This window comes from Pseudomonas sp. MWU13-2862 (assembly GCF_023242495.1).
Taxonomy (GTDB): domain Bacteria; phylum Pseudomonadota; class Gammaproteobacteria; order Pseudomonadales; family Pseudomonadaceae; genus Aquipseudomonas; species Aquipseudomonas gingeri_D.
This window is the reverse complement of record NZ_JALMEZ010000015.1, coordinates 152,566-164,614: the sequence shown is the minus strand read 5'-3', so window position 1 is coordinate 164,614 and position 12,049 is coordinate 152,566. Positions and strand designations below refer to the sequence as shown.

Here is a 12,049-nt window from a genome sequence, read left to right as displayed (position 1 = left end):
AGGGACCCTGCCCGCCCGTCGGGCCCGTCCTCCCAGCACGGATTGCGGAGCGCATTTATGTCTATCACGCCCGGTCATACCACGCACTACCACGGCGACACCCCTTCCTCCCCCAGCAAAGACAATCGCATCGTCAGCGCCGCGATCCACCCCGCCATCGGCGTGGCGCGGGTCGGCAACAGCGAGGCGGAATACTTTGTCGGCCCCCTGGTGACCTCACCGCGACCCGAGCCCCTGGGCTTCTACCGCGATGCCCAGGGGGCGCTGAAGCGCCAGGCCGCCGAGTTCCGGCTGTATGGCTACAACCTGGCCGGAGAAGTGGTCGCCGAGCTGACCGTGGAAAACGCCGATATCGTCTGGTCGGCCCATGTCGCCAACAGCAAGGCGCAGTGGTACCAGTGGCAACTGGCGATGGACATCCCCGAAGCCGCCACCGTGGTGCTGCCCCTGCGCAACGCGAAGATCACCGACCCCAAGGCCCGCGCGGCCCTGACCATCGACGGCGGCCTGCAAAGCATCAGCGGGCCGAACCAGAGCGGCGTCGAATTCAACGGGCAGTACGAAGACACCCCGGTCAACCTCGGCGAACTGCGCACCGATGCCCAGGGTCGGCTGCTGTTCCTCGGCGGGCGCGGTGTCTCGGCCTCGCCCGCCGGCACGCCGATCTTCAATCCCGCCGACGGCAACAGCTTCATCAACGCCGACGGCTGGTTCGACGACACCTCCGATGGCCCGGTCAGCGCCCAGGTCAGCATCGGCGGGCGCTCGATCCCGGTGGAGTCGGCCTGGGTCGTCACCGCGCCACCGAACTACGCGCCGCAGGTCAAGGCCGTGCGCACCCTGTATGACCTGACCTACGACCTGTTTATCCAGGCCGGCTGGCTGACGCCGAACACCTCGGTGTCGTTTCGCCATGACGTCTATCCGATCCTGCAACGCCTGTCGGGCCTGCAATGGGTCAACCAGGGCTTTGCCACCCAGTTCGGCCACAACGGCCGCTACAACTTCGAAGACCCGGCCTTTATCGCCCAGCTGGCGAGCAAACCGGCACCGGGTAACTATGACCTGTTCGCCGAAACCCGCCGGCAGATCTTCAACAGTTTCCGCCAGCCCGAACCGACCGATGGCAACGTGCTGCCCTGGCCATGGATCTATGGCGACTTCATGAGCTCGGTGCCCAACCAGAGCCCACGGCAGAATTCGGCGATTACCCAGACCCAGTACCTGGTCCTCTCCAGCTGGGCCGCCGGGACCTTCGAAGCCGACTGGACCCGCGAGCCGCCGCCGGGTCACCTCGACTCGGTGCCCCTGGCCGAACAGCCGGCGATGCTCGACCGCGCAGCCCTCGACTTCTGCCTGGCCGATGCCTTCCACCCCGGCTGCGAACTGACCTGGCCGATGCGCCACCTGCCGCTGTACGCCAAGCCCTGGCGCATCCGCCAACGCGCGGCGGGCAGCCCGCAGCCCGACTACGGGGCGACCCTGGACCAGACCCAGGCGCTGGCCGTCGGCGGTCCGCTGTACGGACAAGCCCCCGGCGACCTCAACCGCTGGATGGGGCTGCCCTGGCAGGCCGACACCGCGTATTGCCGTGGCGGCTACGACCAGGCCTACAACCCGTTCACCTCGACCTTCTGGCCGGCCCGCGTACCCAACCAGGTCCTCAGCGATGCCGATTACGCCCTGGTCATCGATCCCTCGGTGGCACCGGAGCAACGTCGCGACGCCTTTGCCGATCGCAGCAACTGGAACGCACCGCTGGACATCAACTATCCGAAAAAGACCCCGACCGCCGTCCAGATGCAGACCATGGTCGATATCTTCGGCTCCATGGGTTTGCTGGAAGTGCGCCAGGGCATCCCCGGTAACCCGGTGTATCCCGACACGATGATGGTCGCCAGCTATGGGCCGGCCATCACCCAGGCGCAGACCTTTGCCAGCCCGCAATTGGCCGCCGATTTCGCCGCGGCGGGCCGTCCGCCGAGCGCGGGCCCGCGTCCGCCCAAAGGCGCCAACTTCAGCAGCCCGGAAGAAGCGTTGCAGGCCCCTCGCGCCGTCAAACCCGGAAGCCGTCCGGTCTAGATGGAGCACTACGACGTCGCCATTATCGGTGGCGGCCCGGCTGGCTCGGCGACCGCGATTACCCTCGCTCGCCTGGGCTGGCGGGTGCTGCTGGCCGACTCGGCGCCCGCCGGGCGCTTTCGGGTGGGCGAAGGTTTTCCGCCTTCGGCGCGCTCGCTGCTCAGTGATCTGGGAGTGCTCGAGGGCTTCCTCGACGCCAGGCATCGCACCAGCTACGGCAATGTCTCCGTGTGGGGCTCGGATGAGCCACACGCGGATGACTTCATCTTTCACACCCACGGCCAGGGCTATCAACTGGACCGTGCGGCTTTCGACCAGCAACTGCGTGCGGCGGCGCGACAAGCCGGGGTATCGGTGCACGCCTCCACACGACTGAGCCAGAGCGCCGCCGAAGACGGTTTCCAGCTGCAACTGAGCCGCGACGGCCACGAACACCTGGCCCACAGCCGCTGGCTGATCGACGCCGGCGGCCGCCCGGCCGTATTCGCACGCCAGCAGGGCGCGCAACGCCTGACGGATGATCGACTGGTGGCGTTCTATCTGTTGCTGCACAGTTCACAAGGCAGCGACCAGGACGGTCGGACCCTGGTCGAGGCGGTCGAGCACGGTTGGTGGTACAGCGTGCTGCTGCCGTCGGGGGAACGGCTGGTAACCTACCTCAGCGATCTCGACCTGCTGGATCGCCAGCAACTGCTGAGCAGCGAAGGTCTGTGGCAGCAGTTGGCACAGACTCGCCTGCTATGGGGACTGTGCCAAACCCACGGCTACCGACCCGGAACCTCGGTCCACGGCATGGACGCCAGCAGCGGGCGGCTTTCGCTGTTCCACGGTGAACGCTGGGCGGCGGTCGGGGATGCGGCCTTGTCCTTCGATCCGTTGTCCTCGCAAGGTATCGCCACCGCCCTTTACTGCGGCCAACACTGCGCCCAGGCCGTGCATGCCGCGCTGCAAGGCGACCCCGAGGCATTGCCCGGTTATGCCGATCTGCTGACACGGATCTACGCCGCTTACCTGGGCAACCGGCAGCAGTTCTATGGGATGGAAAAACGCTGGAGCGAATCAATTTTCTGGAACCGGCGCTAGGTCCGGAAAAGCTCTTTTCAGCGGCGCAGGACGCGCAAAACAGGCGAGTTCAAGCGACGTGAGACTGACTAAAATCGACTAAGTTCCCCAGTAAAAACAGTAAGTTATGATTTTGTATACAACCCATGTTATTCGTCGGATTTCCATTGTAACTATTCCTACACAAGCCTCAGGATCGCGCCGTCATCCCTTGGAGGCTCCTCTCACATGAAGTTCTCGTCGATTCTCTTGTTGTCCCTGAGCCTGGCCAGTGGCTTCGCCTCAGCCGGTGGTACCGCCGAAGCCGGTATCGGTGGCGCATTGGGCGGGGTACTCGGTTCGGCCGTCGGTCAGTCCCTGGGCGGCAACACCGGCTCGACCATCGGCGCGGCCCTCGGCGGCGCCGGTGGCAGCGCAGTCGGCGCGAATAAACACAGCCGTGGCGAAGCCGCCATCGGCGGTGCCCTGGGCGCAGCCGGTGGCAACGTTGTCGGTCGCAACATGGGCGGTACCAATGGCGCCTTGCTCGGCGCGGCGGCCGGCGGTGGCGCGGGTGGCGCACTGGGCAACTACATGGGCAACTCCAGCGAACGCGAAGGTCGCCATTACCGTGGTGATCGCCGCGACTACCACGGCGAACACCGCGGTCATGGCTACGGCCATCGCAAGCATCGCCGACATTGGGATGACTGATCGCCCGGCCAATGCATAAAGCCCGTCACCCTGCGTCCAATCATGCAGTTTGCATGGGCTTCAGACCCTCTCGAAAATCCAACCTGTTGATAACACTGATAATTCAGCAATAAAACAGGTTGGCACGCGCTCTGCTCAGTCCTGCATGAAGGCTGCACGTCTTTCATTCATGGAGCAGAACAACAATGATCGAGCACACTCAATACCCATCTGCCATGCGCCACGATGCGTCGACTCACTCAGGGGTGTCCTGGGCGGCGATCTTCGCAGGCGCCGCCGCGGCCGCGGCACTGTCCCTGTTGCTACTCATGCTCGGTGCCGGGCTGGGCTTCTCGACGATGTCCCCCTGGGCCGGCGAAGGCCTCGGCGCCAAGGGCCTCGGCGTGTCGGCGATTATCTGGCTGGCCGTGACCCAGATCCTCGCCTCCGGCATGGGCGGCTACCTGGCCGGTCGACTGCGGGTGAAATGGGTCAACCTGCATGACGACGAAGTCTACTTCCGCGATACCGCCCATGGCCTGCTCGCCTGGGCCGTCGCGACCCTGGTGACGGTCACCCTGGTCGCCGGCTCCGTCAGCGGCCTGATGGGCGGCGGGATCAAGGCCGGGGGGGCAACGGCCGGCAGCAGCGTCCTGCTGAACACGGTGACGGACAGCGGCGACTACTACATCGACAAGCTGTTTCGTGATGGTCGCCCCGTGGCCGTCAGTGAAGACGCCGCCCATGGCGTGGCCACACGCATCCTTGCCCGCAACCTGAGTGTTGGCCCATTGAGCGTCGAAGACCATGCCTACCTGGCGCAACTGGTGACCCAGCGCACCGACCTCTCGCGCACCCAGGCGGAACAGCGGGTCGACCAGGTCTACGGCGAAGCCCGCCAGGACGTCGACGCCGCCACCAACAAGGCCAAGCAGGCGGCCGACAGCGCCGCGAAAGTGGCCGCCTGGTCGACCCTGTGGCTCTTTATCGCCCTGCTGATCGGCGCCTTCTTCGCCAGCCTGGCCGCCACCTTCGGCGGACGCCAGCGCGACGGCGTGCACTTTGTCGAAAGCACCGACTACCCAGCCCACACAACGACGCTGAGTTAACCCAAGGAGAACAAAAATGCGCTCATTACTGCTGTTTTTTCTAGGCGTGCCGATCCCGGTCATCATCCTGATTGCGTTGTTTGTGCACTGACAACACGCGTTATAAGGCGGCCACCTAAGCCGCCTGACAACACGCAATCCTGTAGGAGCCTGGCTTGCCAGCGAAGGCGTCCGCAAATTCGCTGCAAGTCTTACGGGCCTCATCGCTGGCAAGCCAGGCTCCTACAGGGTCGGTGGTGTGCTTGAAGGGGTTACACTCCATTACATCTTTTCCGTTACCGAACCTTAAGCCTAATTCCTAGAAACCGCCGACTAGAGCCGTTGCGCCATTCTCCCAGCAACCAGCATAGTTATTGACCGCCAGCGCAAATAGCTAGCCGGGCAGTCAATTTGAAAAGCGGCTTACCCCCCCGAAAACTGGACCTCCCGCCCTTTCGGATTAAGGGTTATCCCGATATTGATATCAATATGCTACCGATATGATCCGCCGATCTTGAGCTATGCAATGGAAGCAGGAGATGCGGATCTATCTTGGAGGTTGGCTAGGCATCGGGATAAGCACTGTCAGGTTGTTCTGCGATCAGTCCCTCCTCACTGGAGCAGGCCCGGTCATTGTCACGATGGCCTCCCCCGCCCTGCGCACCAGCCAACGTCGGAGCGCCGGGCCGGTCCCTCCCCTTACTCCACTGTCCGATAGCGACGCGGCCGATCTCAGGTTCCTGCCCGGTGCCACTACCCGCCTGGATCGTCAAATCGTTCCGACCCCAGCCGCCGCTGCCCGCCATGCAGCAGCGGCCAGGGTGATCACATTGTTCGAAACCCGGGACTGCTGAAATGTCCAGCGAGCTCAAGCTGCCCATCCTGGGCGACAGCGACTTCCGCCGGCTGCAAAAGCTCATGGCCGAGGACTCAGGTATCATCCTGGCACCGGCCAAAGGGCCGCTGCTGGCTGGGCGCCTGATTCCGCGCCTGCACCATTACCGACTCGACAGCTACGCCGACTACCTGTACCTGCTCGACCAACCACGCCACCTCGAGGAGCGGCGGCTGGCGGTGGAGTTGCTGATCAGTCACGAAACCTATTTCTTCCGTGAGCATCCGCACTTCGACTATCTCGGCAGCTGGCTGGCCGGTCGGCGAGGCCCACTGAGATTCTGGAGCGCGGCCTGTTCCTCCGGCGAAGAACCCTACAGCCTGGCCATGGTCGCCCAGGAACATTTGCACAACGGCGACTGGTCGATCCTCGCCAGCGATCTGAGCCAGAGCATGTTGGAGAAGGCCGCCGCCGCTATCTACGACATGGCTCAGGCCAAGTACTTTCCCCACGACTGGCTGCACCGCCATTGCCTCAGTGGCACCGGTGACATGAGCGGGCACTTCCGGGTCCAGGGAGCCCTGCGCGAGCGGGTCAGACTGCGCGCAATCAACATCGTCCGGCCGCTGCCCGATGACCTGGGGCAATTCGACGTGATCTTTCTACGCAATGTACTGATCTACTTCAACAACGACGAAAAGCAGCGCATCGTGCAACGCTTGGTCAACCGATTGCGTCCCGGCGGACTGCTGTTCATCGGTCATGCGGAAAACATCCACGGCTTCGACGTGCCGCTACGGCTGCTTGATCCCGCGGTCTACGAGCGCCTATGAGGGCACCGCTGTTTCCGTGCCCCGACGACGACTGCCGTGGTCGGCACGAAGGTCGCGGGAACACCCGATTCAACAGCAATCATGTGACGGTCTGGAAATTGCCACCGTTCAACATCCGCTGCAAAGGCACTCGGCGGCCCTCCGGTCACCCGGCACAAGCCATCGGTGGACGTGTTGTTTCGTTCAGTGGCCAGACACAAGGCATCCGGCCCTTGAACCCGACATAAACACCGCAGCCCGCCAAGGCGGCTGCGCCCTTCCCTTTGCGTCATTGGGCTTGAGCTTATGCTTTGTCGAATACTGCTTGCCGACGACTACCCGCTGTTTCGCGCGGGTATGAAGGCACTGCTGGAAAAACAACAAGAGTACGAAATCGTCGGCGAAGCAGGCGATGGCCAGGCGGCGATCGAGCTGGCCTCACGGCTCAAGCCGGATATCGTGTTGTTGGACATGTCCATGGAGCGGATGAACAGCGTGGCGGCGCTCAAGGAGCTGTCGTTGCACGCGCCGCGCAGCAAGGTGCTGATGCTGTCGATGCACACCGACAGCCACTTCGTGATGAAGTGCCTGCAACTCGGCGCCCACGGCTACCTGCTGAAAAACGCCACGGTGCTGGAACTGGAGCTGGCGCTCAAGGCCTTGCGCCACGGCGGCCAGTACCTGTCCTCGGCGGTGGTGCCGCTGGTGGTCGACCAGGCGGTGCGCCAGACCCACAACCAGCCGATCAAGGCCAACCAGGTCGCGCTGACGGCGCGGCAACTGGAAATCCTCAGGCTGATCGCCCGGGGCGAGACCACCCGCTCCATCGCGGTGGGGCTTGGCCTGAGCGTCAAGACCGTGGAGGCGCACCGCTCGCAGATCATGCACCGGCTGCGGATTCACGATATTGCCGGGCTGGTGCTGTTCGCGGTGCGCGAAGGGATCATTCAGCTCAACGACTGAAGGGCCTCGCGCAAGGTGGCAGGGATCGTCACCGGCTGGTTCGAGGCGCGATCGACGAACACGTGGACAAAGCGTCCGGCCGCGCAGGCATCGTCTTCACCGGCTTTGAACACCGCCAGTTCGTATTGCACCGAGCTGTTGCCCAGCTTGCCGACCCGCAGGCCGATCTCGATGTGTTCGGGGAAGGCGATCGAGGCGAAATAATCGCAGGCCGAACTGACCACGAAACCGACGACTTCGCCGTCATGGATATCCAGGCCACCCTCTTCGATCAGGTAGGTGTTCACCGCCGTGTCGAAAAAGCTGTAGTAGGTGACGTTGTTCACGTGGCCGTAGACATCGTTGTCGTGCCAGCGCGTGATGATCGGCTGGAAGTGGCGATAGTCGGCGCGTTGCGGCAGGCGGTCGGTCATGGCGGACTCTTGGGTCATGGCTGCAGGTGCTCGCTGATAAAGCGGAAATAGCGTTCGCGATAGGCCGGGATTTCATTGGCCAGGTGGTGCCGGGCGCCGGGCAGCATCAGCACTTCGGGATGGTCGAACTTACTGCGCAGCACGTCGAGGTTATGCGTCCAGTCGACGGTCATGTCGGCCTCGCCTTGTACGATCAGGGGTCGGCGCGGGCTTTTCACCGCGGACTCGATACCGGGGATCCAGCGGGCCAGGGCACCAACCCAGGCGGTCGGCAGGCGCTGTGGCTGCAAGGGGTCGGCCTGGAGGAACGGCATGAACGCCGGGTCATTGGTGTTCTCGCTGAAACGCCGGGCGATGCCTTTGACGAAAGGCTTGAGCAGGTAATAACTGAACTTCGACCAGCCCCAGGCCCGTGGCCGCACCAGCGGCGAAAGCAGGACCGTCTGGCCCTGGGCCGGGCTGTCGCTGCCGTGTTTGAGCAGGTGGTCGATGATAATCGCGCCGCCGGTGCTCTGGCCGAACAGGTGCCAGGGTTGCGGCAGGCCGAGGGTGCGGGCCTCGTTGAACAGGCCTTGCAACGCCTGCTGGTACTGGCCGAAGTCATCGATGCTGGCCCGCTCGCCGCTGGACAGGCCGTGCCCCGGCAGGTCGCAGGCAATCACCGCGAAGCCCTGGTCCAGCGCCCAGTCCACGACATGGCGAAACAGGCCCATATGATCGTAGAAGCCGTGGAACAGGAATAGCGTGGCCAGCGGATCGGGCGGCAGCCAGAGCTGGCTCGCCAGCTCGAAAGTGCCGCTGCTGAAGCGGCCCAGGCGACGCACGACAGGCGACTTGCGCTGGGGCAAGTCGAGGCCATAGAAACGCTGATAGGCTCGTGCCTCCTCCGACAACGGCTGCGCCTCGGCCAAGGGTCGCAGGCTGGAACGCAGGGAATCGGCGGCAAAGGTGGCGGACATAGGCTTTCCAGATAAAGGCACGGCAACGCCAAGGGCGTTTTACAGACCTGCGATATTCATCTGTCAGGGCAGGCATGGCAAGCTACGCGACCTTCGAGGACACAATCGTCATGCCCCAGATGCGTCACAAGACATTACTCGCCGGGTTGCTCGCCTTGATCTGCGCGGTGGGGCTGTGGTTCGCCTATGACTGGTTCCAGGGTCGTTATATCCGCGCCTTCAGCGAGCAGACGGCACTGTTCGCCGGCGACAACCTGAGCCTGCCGGCTGAGCTGGCCGGGCCGGGGCCGATCCGCCTGGTGCACTTCTGGGACCCGGCCTGCCCGTGCAATGTCGGCAACCAGCAGCACCTGGGGGAGCTGATCGAGCGGTTCGCGCCGCTGGGCGTTGAGTTCTACTCGGTACGGAAGCCTGGGACCCACGGTCAGTTGCCGGCCACCTTGAGTGCGATCAAGGCGCTGCCCGGCTTGCCGGGGGCCGAGCACCTGACGGTCAGCCCGGCGGTGGCGATCTGGGACCGCGACGGCAAGCTGGCTTACTTTGGCCCCTACAGCCAGGGCGCCACTTGTAATTCCAGCAACAGCTTTATCGAGCCGATCCTCCAGGCGCTGAGCGAAGGACGCGCGGTGAATGCCACCCACAACATGGCGGTGGGCTGCTATTGCCCGTGGCTGTCGTCCCCGTAGGGCGAACCGGACTTTTTACAGTAATCGCCCATTCGGCCGATGCATCCCCATACTCTCCTGTGCTAAACCTTCCCGGCCCAGTCCCGGTAGCCACAAGGATTCATGCATGAAACGCAGCCTGACCGTTCTCGCCGTCCTGATCGCCGCCATTGCCGGGGGTGGCCTGTGGTACGTCCAGAGCAAGCAGCCGATGCGTCAGGGCCAGGTCACGCTGCAGAACCTGCAAGGGTCGGTCACGGTGCGCTACGACGACCGTGGCGTGCCGCATATCCGTGCCGAAAACGACGCCGATCTCTATCGCGCCCTGGGTTACGTGCAAGCCCAGGACCGGCTGTTCCAGATGGAAATCATGCGCCGCCTGGCCCGCGGCGAACTGGCCGAGGTGCTCGGGCCCAAACTGGTGGACACCGACAAGCTGTTCCGAGGCCTGCGCATCCGCGAACGGGCCGACCAGTACGTCGCCCAGCTCGACAAGCAGTCCCCCAGCTGGAAGGCCCTGCAAGCCTACCTGGACGGCATCAACCAGTATCAGGCGAGCCACGCCAGACCCGTGGAGTTCGACCTGCTGGGCATCGACAAGCGGCCGTTCACCGCCGAAGACACCATCAGCATCGCCGGCTACCTGGCCTACAGCTTCGCCGCCGCCTTTCGTACCGAGCCACTGCTGACCTACGTGCGCGACAAACTCGGCGCCGATTACCTGAAGGTCTTCGACCTGCAATGGCGCCCCCAGGGCGCATTCGGCACCCCGGCGCCCTTGGCGGATGCCGACTGGAAGAGCCTCGGCGCCCTCGCCCAACTGAGCGACCAGGCCCTGGAACACGCCGGCCTGCCGCAGTTCGAAGGCAGTAATGCCTGGGTGGTGTCCGGCAGCCGGACCAAGAGCGGCAAACCGCTGCTGGCGGGCGACCCGCATATCCACTTTTCGACGCCCTCGGTCTGGTACGAGGCGCACCTCTCGGCGCCGAACTTCGAACTGTACGGCTATCACCAGGCGCTGGTGCCCTTCGCCTTCCTGGGCAATAACCAGGCGTTCGGCTGGAGCCTGACCATGTTCCAGAACGACGACCTCGATCTGGTCGCCGAGAAGGTCAACCCGGACAACCCTAACCAGGTCTGGTACCACGGCCAATGGGTCGAGATGACCAGCACCCAGCAGCAGATCGCCGTCAAGGGCGAGGCGCCGGTCACCGTTACCCTGCGTCGCTCGCCCCACGGTCCGATCGTCAATGACGCCCTCGGTGCCAACGGTGGAACCAAGCCGATTGCCATGTGGTGGGCCTTTCTCGAGACCCCGGACCCGATCCTCGACGCTTTCTACGAACTCAACCGCGCCGACACCCTGGAGAAGGCTCGCACGGCCTCGTCGAAAATCCAGGCCCCGGGCCTCAACGTGGTCTGGGCCAATGCCAAGGGCGATATCGGCTGGTGGGCGGCGGCGCTGCTGCCCAAGCGCCAGGCCGGGGTCAACCCGGGCTTTATCCTCGACGGCAGCACCGGCGATGCCGACAAGGACGGCTTCTACCCGTTCAGCGCCAACCCCCAGGAAGAGAACCCGACGCGCGGCTATATCGTCTCGGCCAACGCCCAGCCGGTATCCCCCACCGGAATGGAGATTCCCGGTTACTACAACCTGCCCGATCGCGGCCAGCAGTTGAATCGGCAACTGAGCGACAGCAGCGTGCGCTGGAGTTTGGAAAACAGCCAGAAGCTGCAACTGGGCACCACCACCGATTACGGCCCGCGCCTGCTCAAGCCGCTGCTGCCGGTGTTGCGCGAAGTGGTGAAAGACCCGTTGGAACTGAAGCTGGTGGAGCAGTTGGCACAGTGGAAGGGTGACTACCCAATGAGTTCCACCAGCGCCACGCTGTTCAACCAGTTCCTCTATGACCTGACCTATACCGCGATGCACGACAAGCTGGGCGACGACTATTTCAAGGCGCTGCTGAGCACTCGCGTGGTCGACGCCGCCCTGCCGCGCCTGGCCGCCGACGAGCACTCGCCGTGGTGGGGCAAGGGCCGCGCCGAGACGGTCAAGACCGCTTGGCAAGCGAGCATCGCCCACCTCAAGGGGCTCTATGGCGACGACCCGGCCAGTTGGGTCTGGGGCAAGGCCCATACCCTGACCCACGAGCATCCGCTGGGCCGGCAGAAGCCGCTGGACCGGTTGTTCAATGTCGGGCCGTTCGATGCGCCGGGCAGCCATGAAGTACCGAACAACCTGTCGGCGAAGATCGGCCCGGCGCCCTGGGCGGTGAGCAACGGGCCTTCGACCCGCCGTCTTATCGACTTCGCCGATCCGGAGCACAGCTTGACCATCAACCCGGTGGGACAAAGCGGGGTGCTGTTCGACAAGTATTACGACGACCAGGCCGAGACCTATATCGAAGGCGGCTATGAGCAGGTGCGCCTGGATGAGGTGGAGGTGTCGGCCAATACTCGCAGTGTGCTGAAGCTGCTGCCCGGGAAGTGATCGA

Annotated in this window: 10 protein-coding genes; 8 read left to right on the top strand and 2 right to left on the bottom strand. The window is 64.1% G+C overall.

Translation table 11 applies throughout. The annotated features are described in order from the left end of the window. The first annotated feature begins 57 nt into the window (after positions 1 to 57). The 6 genes from M5C56_RS25290 (at position 58) to M5C56_RS25265 (ending at position 7,514) form a co-directional block, all read left to right on the top strand. Positions 58 to 2,082 (top strand): LodA/GoxA family CTQ-dependent oxidase, encoded by a 2,025-nt coding sequence (locus tag M5C56_RS25290; protein WP_103495425.1) that lies wholly within the window; start codon positions 58 to 60, stop codon positions 2,080 to 2,082. After that, positions 2,083 to 3,165 carry an NAD(P)/FAD-dependent oxidoreductase gene (locus M5C56_RS25285; RefSeq protein WP_103495426.1) on the top strand — a complete coding sequence of 361 codons (1,083 nt, stop codon included), beginning with the start codon at positions 2,083 to 2,085 and terminating at the stop codon, positions 3,163 to 3,165. Positions 3,166 to 3,372: 207 nt separating this feature from the next. Further along, positions 3,373 to 3,837 (top strand): hypothetical protein, encoded by a 465-nt coding sequence (locus M5C56_RS25280; RefSeq protein WP_103495427.1) that lies wholly within the window; start codon positions 3,373 to 3,375, stop codon positions 3,835 to 3,837. Between the two features lie 185 nt (positions 3,838 to 4,022). Further along, the gene (locus M5C56_RS25275; RefSeq protein WP_103495428.1) at positions 4,023 to 4,925 is read left to right on the top strand and encodes a hypothetical protein; all 903 of its coding nucleotides are present in this window, start codon (positions 4,023 to 4,025) and stop codon (positions 4,923 to 4,925) included. Positions 4,926 to 5,759: 834 nt separating this feature from the next. Then, on the top strand, positions 5,760 to 6,572 hold the full coding sequence (locus M5C56_RS25270; RefSeq protein WP_103495430.1) for a CheR family methyltransferase: 813 nt from the start codon (positions 5,760 to 5,762) through the stop codon (positions 6,570 to 6,572). A gap of 285 nt (positions 6,573 to 6,857) precedes the next feature. Then, positions 6,858 to 7,514, top strand: coding sequence for a response regulator transcription factor (locus M5C56_RS25265; protein WP_103495431.1), 657 nt, complete (start codon positions 6,858 to 6,860; stop codon positions 7,512 to 7,514). Here M5C56_RS25265 and M5C56_RS25260 read toward each other — a convergent pair. Continuing rightward, complete coding sequence (locus tag M5C56_RS25260) at positions 7,499 to 7,927, bottom strand: thioesterase family protein (RefSeq protein ID WP_103495432.1); 429 nt, start codon at positions 7,925 to 7,927, stop codon at positions 7,499 to 7,501. The genes M5C56_RS25265 and M5C56_RS25260 overlap by 16 nt on opposite strands. A 14-nt stretch (positions 7,928 to 7,941) precedes the next feature. Beyond that, positions 7,942 to 8,886 carry an alpha/beta hydrolase gene (locus M5C56_RS25255; RefSeq protein WP_103495433.1) on the bottom strand — a complete coding sequence of 315 codons (945 nt, stop codon included), beginning with the start codon at positions 8,884 to 8,886 and terminating at the stop codon, positions 7,942 to 7,944. Between the two features lie 110 nt (positions 8,887 to 8,996). Between M5C56_RS25255 and M5C56_RS25250 the strand changes: the two genes are divergently transcribed. Together M5C56_RS25250 and M5C56_RS25245 are read left to right on the top strand one after the other, a co-directional pair. Beyond that, positions 8,997 to 9,572 carry a DUF6436 domain-containing protein gene (locus tag M5C56_RS25250; RefSeq protein ID WP_247263352.1) on the top strand — a complete coding sequence of 192 codons (576 nt, stop codon included), beginning with the start codon at positions 8,997 to 8,999 and terminating at the stop codon, positions 9,570 to 9,572. A 106-nt stretch (positions 9,573 to 9,678) separates the two neighbouring features. Beyond that, on the top strand, positions 9,679 to 12,045 hold the full coding sequence (locus M5C56_RS25245) for a penicillin acylase family protein (RefSeq protein WP_103495435.1): 2,367 nt from the start codon (positions 9,679 to 9,681) through the stop codon (positions 12,043 to 12,045). Positions 12,046 to 12,049: the final 4 nt, after the last annotated feature.